The sequence below is a fragment of the Solibacillus sp. FSL W7-1436 genome, assembly GCF_038007305.1.
Classification (GTDB): domain Bacteria; phylum Bacillota; class Bacilli; order Bacillales_A; family Planococcaceae; genus Solibacillus.
The window spans coordinates 3,378,876-3,398,318 of sequence record NZ_JBBOWV010000001.1 but is presented as its reverse complement, the minus strand read 5'-3'; the positions used below and the strand labels follow the sequence as shown (position 1 = coordinate 3,398,318).

Here is a 19,443-nt window from a genome sequence, read left to right as displayed (position 1 = left end):
TTTTCCCGCATATTCTTTTTTAAAGTAGGGTATAGTTCCCTAATTATAGAAAAAGGGATGATGAAAATGGGCTTGTATATTACAATGTGGATAGCAATGATCGCTGTATTAGTAGTAAATGCATTATCAAATACACTGCCGTTAAACGGGCAAACCGCAGCAGAAATTACGAATCGCTTGGAAGTATTATTTACGCCTGCAGGCTACGTGTTTTCCATTTGGTCGCTGATTTATGTACTGCTGGTCATATGGCTAATTATGATATACCGCAAAGTGAGAGATAATCGTTTTAACGGAAAAGTGGGAATTCTATTTATCATCAGCTGTATATTTAATATTGCCTGGCTGTTCAGCTGGCATTATGAACAGTTTATACTCTCCATTATCGTAATGTTCTTTTTGCTGTTTACACTCATTGCGATTTACCTGCAGTATAAAAACACGGAAAAAGGTCTTTCAGAACGCTTTCCATTTTCATTTTATCTGCCATGGCTATCTGTAGCGACAATCGCCAATGTAAGCTATGTGTTAAAACAACATGAGGTCGATTTGGGGATTTCAGAGGTGGCCGGATCACTCATACTTGTCGGAGTTGCAGTCATTCTCGGTTATTTGGCCGTTGCCGTTTCAAAAGATATTTTCTTTACGCTCGTCATTGTATGGGCACTGATCGGTATTGCAGTTAAAACCGATAATCCGACAATGCATAACGGAACACTTGCATTAACGGTCATCTTGGTTATCGCGGCACTCATTCGTTATATGCGTATGAAGACAAAAAGACTTGTTTAATTAATAAGGGTTGTAGTATAAGTCGGAAATGACTTTTACTACAACCCTTTATGTTTGAAGTTATTTAAAAAATACAATCGACATAAAGCCCATGTAAAAACATAATGTGAGCGCAAATGTCATTGCAGCCGATACAATGACCGGCAGCTGTTTCATATAACTTACGATGACAAGACCGATGAACAGTGCTGTCAGCAGGAAAAATCCTAAACCAATACCTGTCATTTGGAAATACCCGCGCATGCCGGCTTCAATTGAGCTTCGGTAGAATAACTCAAAAAACGGCGAGATTTCCTGAACATAAAAACTCGGTGGCTGTTGTTCGCTATATAGCGCGGTAATGAATAAAATCAGTACAAGCAATACGGTTTCAATTCTTACCCACGTACGCGGTTCAAATAAGGGCTTGTTCATTTTCAGTTTGATAAGCAGACTATTTGCCAAAATAATGACAGTCAACGGGACGAGCAGAACATGCTTAATGAATAAAAATTGTCCGTAATTCCCCGACCAGCTTGTTATATAGCCCGGCACGATGGTATCAGTCATCAGGACACCCGTTAAAGCGACAGCCGTAAAAGCTACAAGTGCAACAGGAGAGAACCACTTTAAAAAGGCTTCCCAGTTTTGCGCATCTTTTGAGAAAAAGCTCATCAGCATTAAAATGCCGAGCCATACACTGACCGCAAGAAGGTGAACAAAATCCAGTACCGATCCGACGATGCCGGTCATCGATCCTGCATGACTAATGTAGCCAATTGCCGCCATAATGGCGATTAAAATAAAAATTGCCATGACTGCCAGAAGTTTGGATGGTTTCTTTATAAATTGGCGAATCAGGATAAGCAAAATGAGCGTAAAGCCAATTACCGCGAGCCATGAATGACCGACTTTAAATTTCATCAGCAGCATGCCCACTGATTCGGTAAAGCCGAACTGCGGAGTCAAAATTGTCAGCAGTTGAATATTCGGTACAAAAGTGGCGAAAGGCAGAATGACTGCACTAACAATGAGCCACTTAGCTGAAATATCAATTTTCGGACGCAATGTTTCCGGGATACAATATAAGATAAATGATCCCATTAGAAGAGCCAAACAAATATAGATTAAAAATTGACTGAAAATTGTCAATGCCATCATTTTGTATTTTTCCGTCTAGCAACTGTGAAAATACTTACTAGTACAATTAGAAGTAAAATCGCTCCAACGATATATAGTAATGTATTGTTTGATGTTTCTTCCTCATCTGCCGCAGTTGTTTTTGCTGCATCATTTTCTGCCGTTTCGTTTACTTCCACTTGCTCTTCGTTTTCTTCTGTAACTTCTTCTTCGACCGGTTCTTCTGCTACAGGTGCATCAACCGTAAAGGAAAATGAACCTGTCAGCGGGTGGCCATCTGCACTAATACTATTCCATTCAACTGTATAGTCATCATTCGGTAGTGGGCTATCAAAAGTACCTGTTAATACACCATCGACTAAATCCATCGAAACTGTTTCGATTTCTTCACCATTACTCGAAATGACTTTAAATGTACTGCCTACTTCAATTTTCCCGGCGTATGTAAGTTCAATCGACTGCAACGGTTCCGTTACAACAGCTCCATCCTCGGGGTTAGTCGTGTCTAAATACGTATGTGCTGCTGCGCTCGGTACAGCTAAAAATAGTGCAGCAAGAATCGATAATAATATTGTTCTCATATTAATATGATTCTCCTTTCATATGTTTTTTTACTCAACCCATATTGTAGCCGAACAATAAAACAAATGCACTGTTTGCGCTTGTTAAACTAGAGGAAATGTCAGTAGGATAGAAGTATTATGCTATAATGTTGTCACAAATGAAAAGGGGATTAGCATGCAGCATTTTGTAGAGGATATTTATTTAAAAGGCCATAAACAGGCCGTTCTGCTTTTACATAGTTTTACGAGCAATGCGAAAGAGATGCACTATGTGGCAAATATGCTTCATGGTGAAGGGTATACGTGCTATGCACCGAATCTGGCAGGGCACGGAGCATCACCGGAACAATTATTTGCAACTTCTATGGAGCAAATATGGGAACAGAGCAGACAGGCTGTTCAATTTTTAATCGATGAAAAATTCAATGCAGTTACGGTAATCGGCCAGTCATTAGGCGGTGTGCTGGGAATAAGACTGGCAAACGAATTCCCTGAAGTGGAGGCTTTATGTGTTATCTCTTCACCGGTGCTGGAGCGGCCGGTAAAAGGGTTGGAACAGCGTGTCGCCTATTTTTCCAAAAGATATTTACAAAATAGAGGGAGTTCCGAACAGGAATTGCAGGCGTTTTTAGATGATCACTTTCCAAGACCTGCCGAAAAGCTGATTGCGCTGCAGCAGTTTATCATTGAAACAGGCAACCAGCTACATTTGCTGAATCAGCCGCTTTTCCTGGCAAAAGGTATGCTGGACGAACCGGTTTTCCATCAAAGCATTGACTTGATTGAAAAGACGGCACTAAGCAATGTCATTATGAAAAAACAGTACGACAACAGCGGCCATCTTATTACATTAGCAAAAGAACGTCAATTACTGACGGAAGATATCATTCACTTTATCGAAGAAATGGAAAAAGGAACTGTCTAATTTATAGACAGCTCCCCGTGTTATTCTTCGTCGTTGTTAAACCATAGTGGATCATTGTCATCCACATCGCCATTATAATTAATAAAAATTTCTTCGCCTGCTTCAATATCTTTATAAGCAAAGAAATCGAATGTCTCGTTGTCGAAATTAATTTCATATGTGGCATTCGGTTCATAGGAATGGTTGAACAGCATCCCGTAGCCTAATAAGATTGCAGAGCGTCCGATGCCGAATTCAAACGCATAATCCGCAAGATTCGTTTTTTCAATATGTTCATGCTGCTCGTTTGGATAGCTTAGTACCGGTGCCTGGTGGAATAACGTTCCTTTAGGAATTGCATTAATCGCAAAAATACCGCGATTATATTCCCCATCGCTTATCGGGGAATTCTTTACTTCGATCATATTTTCTCGCCTTCTAACTTTTAAGATTCTTTCCTACTGTAACATGTATTATAGGAGAAAGGTTGTTTTATTGCTTATTTACATAAATTATTCATTGAAGGGGTGAAGTTCATGCAAAAACTGCAATTTGAAGCCGCATGGGATAAAGCGATTTCAGCTCAGGACCGATCATTAATAGAACAAGTTTTTCATGAAACAAAAGAACAGGATCAGCCTATTTCCTGTTGCGTAATTCGGACGGCCATCAATCATAGAAAACAGAAGCTCATTATAGCGCTGATCCATAACCGGACGAATCAACAACTTAATTTCCGTAATAGAGAAGTAAGTATTGTAACAAAAACAGGGGTTATTACTCAAAATTTTACAATTGATGCACTTAAAATTCCTCCTTATTGTTCAATGCCGTGGACTTTTATTTTCGACGAAAGTATTAATTTTTTATTCGCAGAAATAAAACAGATAGATATCGAAATATAATGGGATTGAGGTGAAGAAATCGATGCATGAAATGAATGCAGGAATTTGGCTCACATTCATAACCCCAATCTTTTTGATCACTGCATTATATTTTACACTGTCATTTTTTCAGCATTTGAAAACCGACAACGATCGATTAATGACTCAATCGAAGTGGGGAGCAGTCATCTCACTGGCGATAGCATTAATTGTACCGGCGATTTATCAGATTGTTGTTTATTATCAAGTCATGAATTATTAAACATGCCAATAACCAAAAGACCGCTATGAAAGTAGTGGTTTTTTCTTTTTTCAGCTTCAAAATATCCTATAAATCACTGAACAAGATTGTAAGTAAATACAAATAAATACGGTTTTTTACGGTAATTCGCTAAAACCATACTATTCCAGTATGAATTGTTCAAATTGACTATTGACTTTAAATAAATGCATCTGTAAACTAACGAATTAAGAATACTGAATTGCATGAAAATTCTATAACTAAAAAGGAGAGTTGTTATGGGAGCAGTTATACATATTGACGAAATCGCAGAAAAACTTGCCGGACAATTTGAACAAACAGCCGTTGAACGAGATAAAACGGGGGGCAATGCTAAAATTGAACGTGATTTAATTCGCGAAAGCGGACTTTTGAAACTTTTAATTCCTACTGAATACGGTGGTTTAGGTGGGAATTGGCACGATGTGTTTCAAGTTGTTCGGACAATTGCACGTGCGGATAGTTCCCTGGCACATGTTATAGGCTATCATTTTATCAATCTCGTTACACCGCATTTATGCGGATCACAAGAGCAGATGGAATTTTATTACCGCGAAACCGCAAAAAATAATTATTTTTGGGGGAATGCATTCAACCCGGTTGCTATCCAACTGAAGGCTGAAAAAACAGCAACAGGCTATGTGTTAAACGGTGTAAAAACGTTCTGTTCAGGCAGTGTCGATTCGGATGTGTTATTAGTATCGGCGTTGGTGGAAGGGCAGGATGAGCCATTACTGGTCGTTATTCCTAGTAAACGTATAGGTGTAGATATAAAAGGCGATTGGGATAATATGGGCCAACGTCAAACTGATAGCGGAACAATTATTTTCAGCAATGTTGAAGTACATGAGGAAGAAGTGTTGCGGCAAGGATTTTACGCAAGCGAGTTTTCCCAGCTGCGTCTGAATATCGCCACATTCATTTTAAACCATGTTTATTTAGGAATTACAGAAGGTGCTCTTCAATCAGCGCTTACATATACAAGAGAGCAGACTAGACCCCGTGCCATTACGCAGACATCGGCGATTGAAGATCCGATCATCCAACATCATTACGGTCAGTTTTACGTACAGGTTGAAGCAGCGAATCTCGTAGTGAAAAAAGCGGATCTATTATTGCAGGAGCTATGGGATGAACCTGAAAAGATTACCCCGGAGCATCGCAGCGATCTTGATGATGCACTGCAAACAGCTAAAATCTTTACAACGCAAGCAGGGCTCGATATTACATCGAAAATTTTCGAAGTGATGGGCAGCCGCGCCACTTCAAGCCGCTATGGGTTTGACCGCTACTGGCGCAATTTGCGGACGATGACATTGCATGTACCGGTTGATACGTCGATCCAATCATTAGGTAGAAAATTTCTTTTAGGAGAGTGAGTACATGGTTCAATTATTGGAACGCCCAGTGCCACAACAAAACCCTATATCTAAGCAAGACAGTACCGAGAAAAAAACGAAGATTCACGTCCGGAATATCGATTTCAGTTATGATGCGACAACTAAAATTTTGAACAATATTCAGCTTGAAGTGCAAGAAGGCGAGTTCCTCGTATTTATGGGACCTTCGGGGTGCGGGAAAAGCACATTGCTCAGAATGATGGCAGGGCTTGAACCATTTTCAAACGGCGATATCGAAATAAACGGCAAATCCGTCAAGGAAACCCACCCGGACTGTGGTGTCGTGTTCCAGGATTATTCTTTATTTCCGTGGCTGACGGCACAGGCAAATGTCATGCTTGCATTAAAACAGCGTAATAAAAAAATGCCGAAGAAAGAACTGGCACATATCGCGGAGCAATATTTGACACTTGTCCATTTAGGGCATGCCGTAAAAAAATATCCGGGGCAAATGTCCGGGGGGATGAAACAACGTGCGGCCATTGCGCGCGCATTGAGCTACGGTTCGGACTTACTGCTGATGGATGAACCATTCGGCGCACTGGATCCTGTCACACGTATTCAACTGCAGGATCTGCTTGTTCAAATTAGTGCCGAGCAAAAACGTACAGTAGTATTTGTTACACATGATGTCGACGAAGCCATATATTTGGCGGACCGGATTGTCATCTTTGCGCCGGGTAAAAACGGTGCGGTGACGAAAAATATCCAAGTACCGATTGAGAAAAAAGGAACTGACCGGCAAAAACTATTTGAAAACAAGGAGTTCCGTGCATTTCGTGAATCCCTATTAAATGAGATGAATGAACAGATCGTTAATAGTTTAAAAACGGAAATAGCAGATGGCGCAGGAATATAGGAGGATCGTTATATGAAAAAAACAAACCAGAAATGGATCGCTTCACTCGCTTTAGCGGCAGGTTTACTTGCTGCATGTGGAAATGATGAACAAATTTCGAAAGGGGAAGCCTCGGACGACTATGAAATCACAGTAGGTTTAAGTCAGTCAGCTGGTGGAACACTTGTCGACATTGCCCACCAGGAAGGCTATTTTGAAGAAGAAAATATTTCGGTCAACCGTGTTGGCTTCGCAAACTCGGCAGATGGACTGAATGCACTGCAGGCAGGGAAAATTGATGTCGGATTAACATTCGGCACAGCTGGCCCGTTAACATTTATTGCAAACGGCTCGGATTTCTCCATTATTGGCGGCCATTTGGAAGGCGGACACCCGATTTTAACGAAAAAGGAAAACGCGGGGCAATATACTTCACTTGAAAGCTATAAAGGAAAAAAGGTCGGAACTATCAGGATCTTTACATCGGATATCGTTTTCCGTTCTGCGCTTGAAGATGCAGGCATCGACTGGAAAAATGATCTGGAAATCGTTGAATTCAAAACAGGCAGTATGTTGCTTGAAGCGGTAGCATCCGGAAAAGTGGATGTTGCAGTATCGGCAAACTCGTTCTACGCACAGGCGGTTGATATGGGTCTTGAAGCAGTTGCATGGAGCAATGATTTACAGGAAGGGCATGTATGCTGCCGTGTCGTAACACGTTCGGAATTACTGGCGGAAGAAGACGGTGAGGCATACAAACGATTCTTGAAGGCACTTATTCGCGCGGAACGTAAAAAAATTGAAGATCCGCAATCAGCTGTAACTGCTGCGAAAGAATATATGAAAGTCGATGACAAAGTAATTGATACGATTGTAAACGACAGCCACTCGAATTATTCTTCTGATCCAAGCAGAGAGAAAGTAGTCCAAATGTGGGAACAGATGAAAGAAATCGGCTATGTTGAAAATGTGGATGATATTGATGTAAACGAATATGTAAATATCGATCTATATGAAAAAGCATTAAACGAATTAATTGAACAATATCCGGATGATGCTTATTACAAAGATCAGCTCGTTCGATTTAATGAACAAAACATTTAAGGGGTATGATGGAATGCTCACATTTTTTAAACGCTATAATCTTACTATTTTGATAGGAATTATATTTATTGTAGTTTGGGCACTTGTCACTAAATATGCGACATGGATCAATCCGGTAATCTTCCCGCAGCCGCTAACGGTCGTTGAATCCTTTTCCGCGAAAATCGGTGAACTTTTAACCGGTGTTGTAAGTTCGATGAAACTACTGATTCCCGGGTTCTTCGGAGCTTTAGTGACAGGAATTGTAGGCGGTCTGTTTTTCGGATTGAACAAACGTTCACGTGAAATATTAATGCCTTACTTTCATGCATTAAGTCCGATTCCGCCAACACTGTTCATTCCATATGTCATTGCGATTTTACCGACTTTCCAGACGGCTTCGATGTCCCTGATTTTTATCGGCGCGTTTTGGCCAGTATTTTTAGGAACAATCCACGGTGTTCTGCTGATTGAAAAGCACTATCTCGACAACGCGAAATCACTTGGCTTAAAAGGACCGACCTTTTTACTGAAAGTCGTGTTACCCGCAAGTGCACCCCATATTTTAAGCGGTGCAAGTACATCACTTGGTATGAGCTTCCTGATTTTAACGATTGCCGAAATGTTCGGTGCCTCATCAGGAATGGGCTTTTTCATCCAGTATTACAGTGACTTTTCACAATATCACTATGTGCTTGCAGGTATCATCTTTAACAGTATTATCATTGTCGCTATCATGATTGCATTTGAAAAGTTGAAAAAGCGCCTGCTGTTCTGGACAAATTTAAAGGCAGATGGCAAATGAAAAAAATTCTACTTACAATCCTGTTGCTTGCCGGCTGCAGCGCACAGGCAAGTGAAACGCTGGATGTAAAGCTGGATGCCAGTAAAACCGAGCTCGAAGCATTTGAACCTGTAACGATTACAGCAGCCGTAACGTACAACGGAGAACCGGTTCAGGACAGTGCGGAAATTGAATTCGAACTGATCAATCCAGCCGGCAATGCCATTGGTTCCGTGAAACCCGAATATGGCGGGGATGGCAAGTATACGATTGAAACGAGCTTTGACGGTACCGGCACTTATAAAGTGATATCACATGTCAGTTATAAGGAACTGCATGAAATGCCTGAAATCGAGGTGACGCTGAAATGAAAAAATGGATACAGCTATCATTATCTGCTGTCCTGATTGGTGCCTTAAGCTACGCCATTATTTCAAATATGCCGAAACAAAAGGCAGAAGCAAAAGGCGAGGAAATTGTGCTTCAAACAACTTCCGGTGAGCAATTTGCCATTCCGGAAGAAGGCACCTACATCCTAAATTTCTGGGCAACCTACTGCCCGCCATGTGAAAGGGAAATGCCCGCCTTTAAAGCGGCGTATGAAACACTTCAGTCACATGACGTTGAGCTTTATGCAGTCAATGTGGAAGAACCGACAAGACTGGTCAATCAGTATTTAGCGAAATTCGATTTGCCGTTTCCGATCCTTTTAGACCGTCAAGGGCAGCTGAAAGAAAGCTTAGAAATTCTAACATTGCCGACGACATTGTTTATACAGGACGGAAAAGTACTACACACCGTAAAAGGTGAACTGACAGAACAGGAATTGCTGACACTAACCCAAAAATTTCTTTATTAAAGGAGAATTTTCATATGACATTTTTTAATCAGGAAACAATCGCTCTCCATACAGGCCAAACAGTTGATCCGGTAACTCGCTCACGTGCAGTACCGCTGTATCAGACAACTTCATATGTATTTGATGATACGGAACATGCGGCAAACTTATTTAAATTACAGGAAAGCGGCTATTTATATTCACGAAATGCCAATCCGACAAATGCTGTATTTGAAGAACGTCTTGCAGCACTGGAGGGCGGTGTCGGAGGATTTGCGGTCGCTTCTGGACAGGCGGCAATTTTGATTGCCATCCTGACTGTCGCACAGGCAGGCGATGAAATCGTCGCAACGAATGCTCTTTATGGCGGCACGTACACAATGTTTTCCAAAACATTGCCTCGCTTCGGTGTAACAGTACGCTTTGTCGAAGGGTCTGACTTACAGGAAGTTGAAGCGGCAATCAATGACAAAACACGTGCAGTATTCACTGAAACAATCGGCAATCCAAGTTTGGAAATTGCGGATATTGAAGGTTTGGCACAAGTAGCACACCGCCATGATGTACCGCTTATTGTTGATAATACATTTGCGACACCTTACTTATCGAAGCCGATTGAATTTGGAGCAGATATTGTAGTGCATTCCACAACGAAATTTATCGGCGGTCATGGCACGTCTTTAGGCGGCGCGATTATTGATGGCGGTAAATTTGAATGGAAAGCGCCTCGTTTTGCAAGTTTTGTTGAACCGAATGAATTGATCGGCAACCGTTCATTCGTTGAAGCAGCAGGAGAAAAAGCTTTCGTTACGAAGGCACGCTTTGAGTTGGGTCATGATCTAGGCGCCACATTATCACCGTTCAATGCATGGCTTTTCATTCAAGGTCTTGAATCACTGGCAGTTCGCGTACGTCAGCATGTGGTGAATGCACAGGCAGTTGCGGAATATTTAGCGGAGCATGATCTGGTGGAATGGGTAAATTATCCGACACTACCTGGCAATGATCCAAACAATTTAACAGAGAAGTATTTACCAAAAGGGGCAGGGTCGATATTCAGCTTTGGTATCAAAGGAGGACTAGAGGCAGCGAAGGCATTTATAAATAATGTTCAGCTTCTTTCACATGTTGCCAATGTTGGCGATTCGAAGTCACTTGTCATCCATCCGGCAAGCACATCACATTCACGACTATCACCGGAACAGCAATTGGCAAGTGGTGTAACACCTGGTCTGATCCGTTTATCTATTGGTTTGGAAGATATTGAAGATATTAAAAACGACTTGGCGCAAAGCTTGCAAAAAGCTGCCGAGGTTGCTCAAATAACAAAATAACAGGGGGATTTTAAAATGACGATTGCAGTTGTAGTAAATGATGAAGGTATTGTAACACCGATTGTGGAAGGAACAATTTTACGCATTATTCAGCAGGACCATTCTGTAGAAGATGTGCGTAATCCGGCACTTGATTTAACTGAAGGACGCCGCGGCGCAACATTACGTAAAGCAATTGAACTGGGAGCGACAACTTTTGTTGCACCGCCAGAAACTTTCTGCGAATTATCTTACAAAAAAGCACAGGAAGAACAAATTTCGTTCATTAACATTCCGGCAAATCAATCTTTTGCACAGGTGGCAGAACAGTTGAAATCAGGCACAATTCAACAATCAAACGAATTACCGGCCGATGAAGTAGTAGCAAGTGCACCGGTTACAAAATAAGGAGGAATTAAAATGACAAAAGTAGAGTTTATTACAATGGCGCCAACTTCTGGCGATAGTGAATATGTAGGGAACCAAACGTCAAATAAAGGTGCACAAACATGGTCAGGTGTCGGTGTTGATTCGGATCGTGAACCTTCTGTAGATTATATTACAAAAGTTGCACAGGCTGCTGAAAAAGCAGGCTTCTCGACATTATTGTTACCGATTGGCGGAAGCTGTGTTGACTCATTGGTTGCGGCATCGCATTTGACGGCACATACAAAGACACTGAATTACCTGATTGCAGTTCGACCTGGTTCTACTGCGCCAACACAACTGGCAAAACAGTATTCATCTGTCAACTACTGGACGAATAACCGTGTATTCGTCAATGTCGTAACAGGCGGAGCGCCAAAAGAACTTGAAAATGACGGGGATTTCTTATCCCATACAGATCGTTATAAACGTACACGCGAGTATATTGAAATTTTAAAACGCCTGTTTAACGGGGAAACGTTTGATTATAATGGCGAGTTCTACACATTAAAAGGCGCGAACCTGCCATTGCCTGTAAAAAATGCGCCGCCTATTTTCTTCGGTGGTTCATCACCTATTGCAAAAGAAGTGGCAACAGATGTGGCTGATGTTTACATGCTTTGGGGAGAAACATTGGAAACGACAAAAGAAGAGCTGGAAACGGTTGTTAAACTGGCAAAAGAAAAAAATCGCGATCTATCCTACAGTGTTTCATTCCAGGTTGTATTGGGTGATACAGAAGAAGCTGCGTTTGAAAATGCGAACAAAATTATCAGCCAAGTGGACCCGGAAGTATTGGAAGCCAAACATGCCAATACAGTAAGTAACGGAGCAGTAGGTGTAAGCCGTCTACATCAGTTGATGCTTGAGTCAAAAGACAATAATTTCGTGATTGCACCGAATATTTGGGCAGGGTTAACACAAGTGTTATCCGGCAACTCGATTGCACTTGTCGGCACACCGCAGCAGGTTGCTGAGCGTATCGTGGAGTTCGTTGATTTAGGCTTTGATAAAGTACTGCTTCGCGGTTTCCCGCACTTGGAAGTGATTGAAGAGATTGGTGAAAAGGTCATTCCACTCGTTCATGAAATATTGGCTAAACGCGAAGAGCAGTTAGTGTAGGAGGAACGCAAATGACAAAAAAACAAATGAAATTAGGCGTCTTTTTAATGGGTACAGGACATCATATCGCTTCATGGCGTCATCCGGATGCACAGGCTGACGCAAGCGAAAATGTCGAATTTTTCAAGGAAGTTGCTGTAAAAGCGGAGCAGGGGAAATTGGATATGTTGTTTTTAAGTGATGGTCTGTCTTTTAACGAACTTTCACACCCGGCAGAACAAGTTCGCTTTGAACCGCTAACGTTACTGAGTGTTTTATCAACAGTGACGAAAAATATCGGTTTAACAGCTACTGCTTCAACAACATACAATGAGCCATTTCATATCGCGCGCAAATTTTCATCACTTGACCATTTAAGCGGCGGGCGAGCTGCATGGAATATTGTAACAAGTTACTATTCGGCAGAAGCGAGCAACTTTAACAAGGATCAGCATCTGGATCATTCTTTACGCTATGAACGGGCAGATGAATTTGTCGAAGTAGTAAAAGGCTTATGGGATTCTTATGAAGATGACGCATTGGCACGTAATAAAAAGACAGGCGAATATATTACAAAAGGGAAGTTGCACACATTAAACCATAAAGGTGAGTTTTATGCAGTGCGCGGTCCGTTAAATTCTTCGCGTCCGCCTCAAGGAAGACCGGTTTTAGTGCAGGCAGGCTCATCGGAAGCCGGTACGACTCTTGCTGCACAACAAGCGGATGTTATATTCACTGCACAGCAGACGCTTGAAGATGCACAACAGTTTTATAAAAAACTGAAAGACAAGGCAGTTGCTGCAGGACGTGACCGAGAAGATATTAAAATCATGCCGGGCGTATCGATTTATGTGGCGGAAACGAAAGAAAAGGCCTATGCAAAATACGAGGAACTGCAACAGCTGATTACACCGGAAATTGGCCTGGACTTTTTAGCAGACTATTTAGGTGTTGATCTGTCACAACATGACTTGGATGGTCCATTGCCGAAAGATATTCCTCCGACGAATGGTAACCGTAGCCGTCAGCAGCTGATCATCGAACTGGCTGAACGTGAAAACCTGACAATTCGAGAGCTGTATTTACGTATCGCCGGTTCACGCGGGCACCGCATTATTTTTGGTTCGCCAAGTGAAATAGCAGATCAGTTAATTGAGTGGGTCGATCAGGAAGCTGCGGATGGCTTCAACTTGATGCCACCGTATTTCCCGGGCGGCTTTACCGACTTTATCGATCTGGTTATTCCGGAGCTTCAAAAGCGCGGGGTATTCCGTACAGAATATGAAGGCAAGACACTACGTGAAAATTTAGGGTTAAAGCAAGTCCCATCCCGTTATACTTTACAAAATATTTAGGAGGATTGCGAATCATGACTAAAGCGATTTTAATTAATGGTGGCAACAGTGTAACATCCCGATTAACAGGTGTTCAGCAATCAATTGAATCATTGCTTGAGCAGCAGGGCATTTCGCATGAAACAATTCAGGTTCATCAATTGCCTGCAGAAGATTTGATCACTGCAAACTATGCGAGTGAAGCAATTGCAGAAGAAATTGTCAAAGTAGGGGAGGCCGATATCGTATTTTTCCTTACACCGATCTATAAAGGCTCCTATACAGGCATTTTAAAAACATTCATCGATTTACTGCCGCAAAAAGGGCTGGAAAACAAAATCGTCGTACCGGTCGCAATCGGCGGGTCAATCGCACACTTATTGGCACTTGAATATTCATTGAAGCCGGTCCTTTCGATTTTAGGGGCGACAACAATTTCAAGTCCGATTTATATTGTTGATTCACAAGTTACGAAAACTGACAATGGCTTTACATTGGAAGAAGCAGCAAAAGAACGCATCGAAAAGGTGTGGGAAAGTGTTGCACCGAAAAGTAAAGTAACTGTTTAAGATGAATCCCGCGAAGAAGTCATTTTCTTCGCGGGTTTTTTATTGAAATAATAGATTTTACTATTTCGCTGTATACTTTTTAATTGCCGGGATGATTTCGTTACCGATCAGTTCGATATTTTTCATGACTTTCTCAAACGGCACACCGCCAAAATCGATTTGGGCCATGAAGCGCTGCATGCCAAACAACTCGTATTGGTACAGCATCTTTTCGATTATCTGGTTTGGGCTGCCGACCATGAGCGCATCTTCCACTTGCGATGCCTGTTCCACCTGCCAACGCGGATAGCCCTGACCTCGGATCGCCTGGAAACCGCCGCTTAAATGAGGGTGCATCCCATCAACCGCTTCTTTTTCCGTTTCCGCAACATAAAACAGGCTCGTCGTTGCAATCGGTAAGGATGCCGCATCAAAACCGCTGCGGTCTGCTGCTTCGCGGTATGCATCAACAGAAGCTTTAAAGTTTATCGAAGGTCCGCCTAAAGTTGTCAGCATCATTGGAATGCCCATATACCCGGCTTTTATCGCACTTCCGGGAGGACCGCCAACAGCACGCCAAATCGGGATCGAACCATTTAACGGCTGAGGCAAAATATGGGCATCCTTTAAAGTGGGACGAAATTTTCCATCATAGTTAACAACCGATTGGTCATTTAACTGTTTTAACAGAGCGAGTTTTTCCTCAAATATTTCCTCGTAGTCACGCAGACTAACGCCGAACAGTTCATGTGCGCCAACCCGTGAGCCGCGTCCTGCAACGATTTCTGCACGGCCATCCGAAATTAAATCGATTGTCGCAAAATCCTCGTAAACACGGACCGGATCCGCTGCGCTTAACACCGTGGCAGAACTTGCGAGTTTAATGCTTTTCGTTGCCTGTGCAATTGCACCGAGTACAACTGAATGAGCCTGGGTTGTGAAATATTGCTGATGACTTTCGCCGACTGCAAATACATCAATTCCTGCCTGTTCTGCCAATTGGCTCGCTTCGATGATTTCCTGGATGCGCTGCTGCGCAGGAATGCGTGATCCTGTTAAAGGATTCGGTATATGATCACCCAACGTATATAGTCCAAACTCCATCCCGTTTTTTTCGTTGATTCGATATTGTTCCATGCTCATTGCCTCCTTATAAAATAGGCTTCAGTTTTGCTGTGATTTCTTCACGCTGTTGTTCTAAAAAATCCGGTAAATCCAATTGTTCACCAAGCGAGTCCACATCACCGTCACGTAAAAAGCCGGGTCCATCTGTCGCAACTTCGAATAAGATGCCATTCGATTCACGGAAATACAGGCTTTTAAAATAGTAACGGTCGACAATGCCTGAAGTCATAAAGCCCCGTGCTTTTACTTGCTCATTCCAATACTTAAGTTCTTCATCATCTTTCACGCGAATTGCCAAATGGTGAATGCTGCCGCGACCAGGTTTTTCCGATGGTCCGTCCTGTTCGACAATGTATATTTCCCCGAACATTTCATCATCGATCGATTGGAGAAGGGCGGTTGTTTCATCCTGTGTTTTCAATCCATAATGAAAGATTTCAGTTAAAGTGCGAATCAGTTTTCCTTTATTTTTCACGGTTATTTCGACAGTGCCCATTCCTTGAATCTGATGTTCAACCGGAACCGGGGATTTTTCATATGTTTCCCAATGTCCCACTTTCGTATTTGGTGCAGCGATAAGTGCCAAACGCAGGCCTTCTTCATCTTCAAAAAGGAGAGCAGGGCGACCGGCAAATATTGTAATGCCTTCATGTTGAACGCCAAATTCATCCAGTCGTTTCACCCAATACTGCAGGCTATCGACGCTTGGTACGATCAAACCGATTTTTGTAATGGCATTTGTGCCTCGGTGAGTGCGTCCGACTAACGGAATCTCGAAAAATGAAAGCTCTGTACCCGGACTGCCTGTTTTATCACCATAAAAGAGATGGTACATGGAAGTGTCATCCTGATTGACCGTCACTTTAACGCGGCGTAATCCTAAAATATCGCGGTAAAATCTGTTGTTTTGCTGTGCATTTTTTGTAATCATCGAAATATGATGATGTCCTGGAATAGTATACATGTTCATTCCTCCAATAATTATTTCGTGTGCTGTACGATCAATAAATAGTTTGTTTAAAAAAGACTAACGGATCAAGAAATTACTTAAATATTACTTTACTACTCAACTGTTACGACGACAAGAATAATATCTCGAATTCAAAGTAAATAATTACTGTAACTATTTTCCTTTTTATACGTCTATAGATAAAGAAAGAAATTGAATTACTGCTTTAAATAAAATTTCAGCTAGTGAAAAGGGGGATAAAATGATCAGACTGCTCGCATTTGGAATACTGTTTCTAATGGCTGGATGTCAGGATAACGAACAAGCAAAGACAATTGAACTGCAGGAAAATGAACCTGTCAGTACCGATCGTGTGATTGATCGTAATGGCGAGGTCGAAAATTTGGCGTTATTGCATCAGTTTTTAAAAGATACAGCCGAAAATAAACAAACGTCATTGGAATTGACGCGCTATACGATAGAGGGAGCACCAATCTACTGGAAAGTTGAATATCAGGAAGGGGAATATAGCATCGAAGTTGATAACCGTGAAGATAATTGGGGAAGCAAAAACATTGAAAATTATCAGTGTCATGAATTAAGTGAAGATGTAACGGGTTCTTTGACTGATTATAATTTTAAATCATGTGAAGATGGCTATGAAATCAATTTATTATCGGTAACAAATGAATAAGTACGTAACAAAAGGCCGACAAAATCCTTCTCAAGAGATTTAGTCGGCCTTCATGTTATTTTATATTACTGGCGATTTCCAATGCCTGTGTAAAGTCTTCAATCAGATCATCTTCATTTTCCAAACCGACTGAAAAGCGCAGCAAGCCATCAGTAATTCCGCGTTTTACCCGTTCTTCAGGTTCCATCGCCGCATGACTCATTTTGGCAGGGTATGATAGGATCGATTCAACACCGCCAAGACTAACCGCAAATACCGGGATTTTCATCGCTTCGACAAAAGCTTTTGCAATGTCATAATTCGGTAAACTGAACGATAATACTGCACCAGCAGAAGTTGCCTGTGCAGCATGAACTTCAAACCCCGGATGAGTAGGGAGTCCTGGATAGTAGACTTTTTCCACTAACGGATGTGCATGTAAAAATTGTGCGATGCGCATGGCAACACGTGATTCCTCGTTAAAGCGTACAGCCGTTGTTTTCATATTTTGAATCAGCGTGTAGCAATCCTGTACACCGAGTACAGAACCGAATGAATTTTGAACGAAATAAATTTCATTGCCGAGTGCTTCATCTTTAGTTACAACAAGGCCTGCTACTATATCCGAATGCCCTGACAAAAACTTTGTAGCGGAATGTATAACAACATCGACACCTAATTCAAGCGGTTTTTGATGCAGCGGTGTCATGAACGTATTATCTAAAAACGTAAGTGCACCGTGTTGCTTAGCAATTTCAACTACACCGCGAATATCTGTGATGCCTAAGGTTGGATTCGAAGGTGTTTCCATATAAATCAACTTCGTTTCCGGACGTACAGCTGCTTTTACTGCTTCAGTATCGGTAAAGTCGACAAATGTATGGGTAATCCCGTAGCGCGGCAATACTTTTGTAACGAAACGGTACGTACCACCATAAACATCTTCGGTAATTACGACATGGTCGCCTGCAGATAAAATCATAAAGCATGCTGATACAGCAGCCATACCTGTAGCGAATGCAAACCCTCGATTACCGCCTTCAAGTTCAGCAATCGCTTTTTCCAGTGCGGCACGTGTCGGGTTACCGGAACGCGCATAATCATATTCACCAAATTCATCGATCGATTCCTGATGGAAAGTCGATGATAAATACATCGGTACGTTTACAGCACCTTTTTTATCGGCATAGCCCTCACGGATCGCTCCATGAACTAATGCTGTTTCAATGCGGTTTGTCATGCGAATTCACCTCGTAACTTATCGAAAACTTGTTTTAAGTCTGCGATTAAATCTTCTGCTTCTTCAATACCTACAGAAAAACGCAGCAACCGGTCACAAACACCTCGTGCAACACGTTCCTCATATGGCATATCGGCATGGGTCTGTGTAGCAGGGTAGGTAATAAAGCTCTCAACACCGCCAAGACTTTCTGCGAATGTAATCAGTTGGATTCCTTTTAAAAACGGGTTGACCATTGACGGATCTTTGACACGGAAAGACAGCATGCCGCCCTTACCTGTATACAGTACATCTGTCACAAGAGGTTCATCAGCCAAGTATTCGGCCACTTTTTTTGCATTGGCATCATGCTGCTTTAAACGTAAATGCAATGTTTTCAAACCGCGAATGAGCAGCCATGAATCCATTGGTGAAAGTACCATTCCAATCCCGTTATGATAGAATGCTAATTTCTCGCATAATTCAGAACCTTTTGCAACGACTAATCCCGCCAGAACATCATTATGTCCGCCAATATATTTTGTTGCACTATGTAAAACAATGTGTGCACCCAGTTCAAGTGGTCGCTGGAAATAAGGAGTGTAGAATGTATTGTCCACTATTAGCAATAAGTTGTGTTTTTCAGCCAGTGCCGCATAGGCCACCAGATCGATTTCCTGCATCAACGGATTCGTCGGAGTTTCGATAAACAATGCTTTCGTATTTTCATTGATTAAGCTTTCTACTTCTTCCACATCAGTAAACGGATTATAAACCGGTTTAATATTATAGTTTTCCGCAAATGTTTTAAATAGACGATAGGTTCCGCCATATAAATCTTCCGGAACGATTAATTCATCATTCGGTTTAAATAATGACATCACAAGTTGTACTGCCGCCATTCCAGAACTGCAGGCAAACCCGGCATCGCCGTTTTCCAGCTCCGCGATTCCTTGTTCGAGAATTGTACGAGTGGGATTTTTAGTACGTGTATAATCATAGCCTGTCGATTCACCAATACCAGTATGCTGATAAGCTGTCGACATATAAATCGGCGGATTGATCGCTCCTGTTTTGGCATCACTTAAATTTCCGAGCTGTACTAATTTTGTTTCAATTGATCGTTGTGACATGAATACACTTCCTTACATGAATTTGCTAAACATTTCGAATGAATCGAGTATTACATCAATTTATCATGAACAGATAAAAGGGACAATAGGAGAAACGAGGATTAAGTAGAATAGGAGGATTATTGAATTAAAAAATA

At 41.8% G+C, this 19,443-nt stretch carries 23 protein-coding genes; 16 read left to right on the top strand and 7 right to left on the bottom strand.

Annotated elements, in window-relative coordinates; translation table 11 throughout:
- Positions 1-66: 66 nt before the first annotated feature.
- Entirely contained in the window at positions 67-792 is a 726-nt protein-coding gene (locus MKX73_RS16765; RefSeq protein ID WP_340718433.1) for a TspO/MBR family protein, read from the top strand.
- A 60-nt stretch (positions 793-852) separates the two neighbouring features.
- On the opposite strand, the gene MKX73_RS16760 is transcribed toward MKX73_RS16765, so the two are convergent.
- Together MKX73_RS16760 and MKX73_RS16755 are read right to left on the bottom strand one after the other, a co-directional pair.
- Positions 853-1,932 (bottom strand): copper resistance D family protein, encoded by a 1,080-nt coding sequence (locus tag MKX73_RS16760; RefSeq protein ID WP_340718432.1) that lies wholly within the window; start codon positions 1,930-1,932, stop codon positions 853-855.
- A complete protein-coding gene (locus MKX73_RS16755) occupies positions 1,929-2,492 on the bottom strand; it encodes a copper resistance CopC family protein (RefSeq protein ID WP_340718431.1) in 564 nt (187 codons plus the stop codon). The genes MKX73_RS16760 and MKX73_RS16755 overlap by 4 nt, the downstream gene beginning before the upstream one ends.
- A 157-nt stretch (positions 2,493-2,649) precedes the next feature.
- On the opposite strand from MKX73_RS16755, the gene MKX73_RS16750 reads away from it, so the two are divergent.
- A complete protein-coding gene (locus MKX73_RS16750; RefSeq protein ID WP_340718430.1) occupies positions 2,650-3,399 on the top strand; it encodes an alpha/beta hydrolase in 750 nt (249 codons plus the stop codon).
- Positions 3,400-3,419: 20 nt separating this feature from the next.
- Here MKX73_RS16750 and MKX73_RS16745 read toward each other — a convergent pair whose 3' ends face one another.
- Positions 3,420-3,803 (bottom strand): SET domain-containing protein, encoded by a 384-nt coding sequence (locus MKX73_RS16745; RefSeq protein WP_340718429.1) that lies wholly within the window; start codon positions 3,801-3,803, stop codon positions 3,420-3,422.
- Positions 3,804-3,914: 111 nt separating this feature from the next.
- Between MKX73_RS16745 and MKX73_RS16740 the strand changes: the two genes are divergently transcribed.
- From MKX73_RS16740 to ssuE, 13 genes are all read left to right on the top strand, one after another.
- Positions 3,915-4,283, top strand: a complete 369-nt coding sequence (locus MKX73_RS16740; RefSeq protein ID WP_340718428.1) for an SLAP domain-containing protein — start codon at positions 3,915-3,917, stop codon at positions 4,281-4,283.
- Between the two features lie 22 nt (positions 4,284-4,305).
- Positions 4,306-4,524, top strand: coding sequence for a hypothetical protein (locus tag MKX73_RS16735; RefSeq protein WP_340718427.1), 219 nt, complete (start codon positions 4,306-4,308; stop codon positions 4,522-4,524).
- 257 nt (positions 4,525-4,781) lie between these two features.
- Complete coding sequence (locus MKX73_RS16730; protein ID WP_340718426.1) at positions 4,782-5,921, top strand: acyl-CoA dehydrogenase family protein; 1,140 nt, start codon at positions 4,782-4,784, stop codon at positions 5,919-5,921.
- 4 nt (positions 5,922-5,925) lie between these two features.
- A complete protein-coding gene (locus MKX73_RS16725) occupies positions 5,926-6,801 on the top strand; it encodes an ABC transporter ATP-binding protein (RefSeq protein ID WP_340718425.1) in 876 nt (291 codons plus the stop codon).
- 12 nt (positions 6,802-6,813) lie between these two features.
- Positions 6,814-7,884, top strand: a complete 1,071-nt coding sequence (locus tag MKX73_RS16720; protein ID WP_340718424.1) for an ABC transporter substrate-binding protein — start codon at positions 6,814-6,816, stop codon at positions 7,882-7,884.
- 13 nt (positions 7,885-7,897) lie between these two features.
- Positions 7,898-8,668 carry an ABC transporter permease gene (locus MKX73_RS16715; RefSeq protein WP_065215891.1) on the top strand — a complete coding sequence of 257 codons (771 nt, stop codon included), beginning with the start codon at positions 7,898-7,900 and terminating at the stop codon, positions 8,666-8,668.
- Complete coding sequence (locus MKX73_RS16710; protein WP_340718423.1) at positions 8,665-9,018, top strand: FixH family protein; 354 nt, start codon at positions 8,665-8,667, stop codon at positions 9,016-9,018. Before MKX73_RS16715 ends, MKX73_RS16710 begins: the two co-directional genes overlap by 4 nt.
- Positions 9,015-9,506 (top strand): redoxin domain-containing protein, encoded by a 492-nt coding sequence (locus tag MKX73_RS16705; RefSeq protein WP_340718422.1) that lies wholly within the window; start codon positions 9,015-9,017, stop codon positions 9,504-9,506. Before MKX73_RS16710 ends, MKX73_RS16705 begins: the two co-directional genes overlap by 4 nt.
- A 14-nt stretch (positions 9,507-9,520) precedes the next feature.
- Positions 9,521-10,819, top strand: a complete 1,299-nt coding sequence (locus MKX73_RS16700; protein ID WP_340718421.1) for an O-acetylhomoserine aminocarboxypropyltransferase/cysteine synthase family protein — start codon at positions 9,521-9,523, stop codon at positions 10,817-10,819.
- A 15-nt stretch (positions 10,820-10,834) separates the two neighbouring features.
- The gene (locus MKX73_RS16695) at positions 10,835-11,206 is read left to right on the top strand and encodes a chemotaxis protein CheY (RefSeq protein WP_340718420.1); all 372 of its coding nucleotides are present in this window, start codon (positions 10,835-10,837) and stop codon (positions 11,204-11,206) included.
- Positions 11,207-11,218: 12 nt separating this feature from the next.
- Complete coding sequence (locus MKX73_RS16690; RefSeq protein WP_340718419.1) at positions 11,219-12,346, top strand: LLM class flavin-dependent oxidoreductase; 1,128 nt, start codon at positions 11,219-11,221, stop codon at positions 12,344-12,346.
- Between the two features lie 11 nt (positions 12,347-12,357).
- Entirely contained in the window at positions 12,358-13,680 is a 1,323-nt protein-coding gene (locus tag MKX73_RS16685) for an LLM class flavin-dependent oxidoreductase (protein WP_340718418.1), read from the top strand.
- A 14-nt stretch (positions 13,681-13,694) separates the two neighbouring features.
- Positions 13,695-14,228 (top strand): NADPH-dependent FMN reductase, encoded by a 534-nt coding sequence (gene ssuE / locus MKX73_RS16680; RefSeq protein WP_251687706.1) that lies wholly within the window; start codon positions 13,695-13,697, stop codon positions 14,226-14,228.
- Between the two features lie 60 nt (positions 14,229-14,288).
- Here the strand turns inward: ssuE and MKX73_RS16675 are convergent, their stop codons facing one another.
- Positions 14,289-15,344: an LLM class flavin-dependent oxidoreductase gene (locus MKX73_RS16675; RefSeq protein WP_340718417.1), complete on the bottom strand. Its 1,056-nt coding sequence runs from the start codon at positions 15,342-15,344 to the stop codon at positions 14,289-14,291.
- Positions 15,345-15,357: 13 nt separating this feature from the next.
- Complete coding sequence (locus MKX73_RS16670; RefSeq protein ID WP_340718416.1) at positions 15,358-16,296, bottom strand: ring-cleaving dioxygenase; 939 nt, start codon at positions 16,294-16,296, stop codon at positions 15,358-15,360.
- Between the two features lie 247 nt (positions 16,297-16,543).
- Between MKX73_RS16670 and MKX73_RS16665 the strand changes: the two genes are divergently transcribed.
- Entirely contained in the window at positions 16,544-16,975 is a 432-nt protein-coding gene (locus MKX73_RS16665; RefSeq protein ID WP_340718415.1) for a DUF4362 domain-containing protein, read from the top strand.
- 55 nt (positions 16,976-17,030) lie between these two features.
- Here MKX73_RS16665 and metC read toward each other — a convergent pair whose 3' ends face one another.
- Both metC and MKX73_RS16655 read right to left on the bottom strand, forming a co-directional pair.
- A complete protein-coding gene (gene metC / locus MKX73_RS16660) occupies positions 17,031-18,194 on the bottom strand; it encodes a cystathionine beta-lyase (RefSeq protein WP_340718414.1) in 1,164 nt (387 codons plus the stop codon).
- Complete coding sequence (locus tag MKX73_RS16655) at positions 18,191-19,306, bottom strand: methionine biosynthesis PLP-dependent protein (protein ID WP_340718413.1); 1,116 nt, start codon at positions 19,304-19,306, stop codon at positions 18,191-18,193. The genes metC and MKX73_RS16655 overlap by 4 nt, the downstream gene beginning before the upstream one ends.
- Between the last annotated feature and the right edge of the window lie 137 nt (positions 19,307-19,443).

Bases quoted from the DNA above. Each gene is read 5' to 3' on its own strand.
- MKX73_RS16755 (WP_340718431.1), bottom strand. From the start codon at position 2,492: ATGAGAACAATATTATTATCGATTCTTGCTGCACTATTTTTAGCTGTA.
- MKX73_RS16690 (WP_340718419.1), top strand. From the start codon at position 11,219: ATGACAAAAGTAGAGTTTATTACAATGGCGCCAACTTCTGGCGATAGT.
- MKX73_RS16745 (WP_340718429.1), bottom strand. From the start codon at position 3,803: ATGATCGAAGTAAAGAATTCCCCGATAAGCGATGGGGAATATAATCGC.
- MKX73_RS16750 (WP_340718430.1), top strand. From the start codon at position 2,650: ATGCAGCATTTTGTAGAGGATATTTATTTAAAAGGCCATAAACAGGCC.
- MKX73_RS16685 (WP_340718418.1), top strand. From the start codon at position 12,358: ATGACAAAAAAACAAATGAAATTAGGCGTCTTTTTAATGGGTACAGGA.
- MKX73_RS16730 (WP_340718426.1), top strand. From the start codon at position 4,782: ATGGGAGCAGTTATACATATTGACGAAATCGCAGAAAAACTTGCCGGA.
- MKX73_RS16710 (WP_340718423.1), top strand. From the start codon at position 8,665: ATGAAAAAAATTCTACTTACAATCCTGTTGCTTGCCGGCTGCAGCGCA.
- MKX73_RS16725 (WP_340718425.1), top strand. From the start codon at position 5,926: ATGGTTCAATTATTGGAACGCCCAGTGCCACAACAAAACCCTATATCT.
- MKX73_RS16705 (WP_340718422.1), top strand. From the start codon at position 9,015: ATGAAAAAATGGATACAGCTATCATTATCTGCTGTCCTGATTGGTGCC.
- ssuE (WP_251687706.1), top strand. From the start codon at position 13,695: ATGACTAAAGCGATTTTAATTAATGGTGGCAACAGTGTAACATCCCGA.
- MKX73_RS16740 (WP_340718428.1), top strand. From the start codon at position 3,915: ATGCAAAAACTGCAATTTGAAGCCGCATGGGATAAAGCGATTTCAGCT.
- MKX73_RS16765 (WP_340718433.1), top strand. From the start codon at position 67: ATGGGCTTGTATATTACAATGTGGATAGCAATGATCGCTGTATTAGTA.
- MKX73_RS16715 (WP_065215891.1), top strand. From the start codon at position 7,898: ATGCTCACATTTTTTAAACGCTATAATCTTACTATTTTGATAGGAATT.
- metC (WP_340718414.1), bottom strand. From the start codon at position 18,194: ATGACAAACCGCATTGAAACAGCATTAGTTCATGGAGCGATCCGTGAG.
- MKX73_RS16760 (WP_340718432.1), bottom strand. From the start codon at position 1,932: ATGATGGCATTGACAATTTTCAGTCAATTTTTAATCTATATTTGTTTG.
- MKX73_RS16695 (WP_340718420.1), top strand. From the start codon at position 10,835: ATGACGATTGCAGTTGTAGTAAATGATGAAGGTATTGTAACACCGATT.
- MKX73_RS16720 (WP_340718424.1), top strand. From the start codon at position 6,814: ATGAAAAAAACAAACCAGAAATGGATCGCTTCACTCGCTTTAGCGGCA.
- MKX73_RS16670 (WP_340718416.1), bottom strand. From the start codon at position 16,296: ATGTATACTATTCCAGGACATCATCATATTTCGATGATTACAAAAAAT.
- MKX73_RS16700 (WP_340718421.1), top strand. From the start codon at position 9,521: ATGACATTTTTTAATCAGGAAACAATCGCTCTCCATACAGGCCAAACA.
- MKX73_RS16675 (WP_340718417.1), bottom strand. From the start codon at position 15,344: ATGGAACAATATCGAATCAACGAAAAAAACGGGATGGAGTTTGGACTA.
- MKX73_RS16735 (WP_340718427.1), top strand. From the start codon at position 4,306: ATGCATGAAATGAATGCAGGAATTTGGCTCACATTCATAACCCCAATC.
- MKX73_RS16655 (WP_340718413.1), bottom strand. From the start codon at position 19,306: ATGTCACAACGATCAATTGAAACAAAATTAGTACAGCTCGGAAATTTA.
- MKX73_RS16665 (WP_340718415.1), top strand. From the start codon at position 16,544: ATGATCAGACTGCTCGCATTTGGAATACTGTTTCTAATGGCTGGATGT.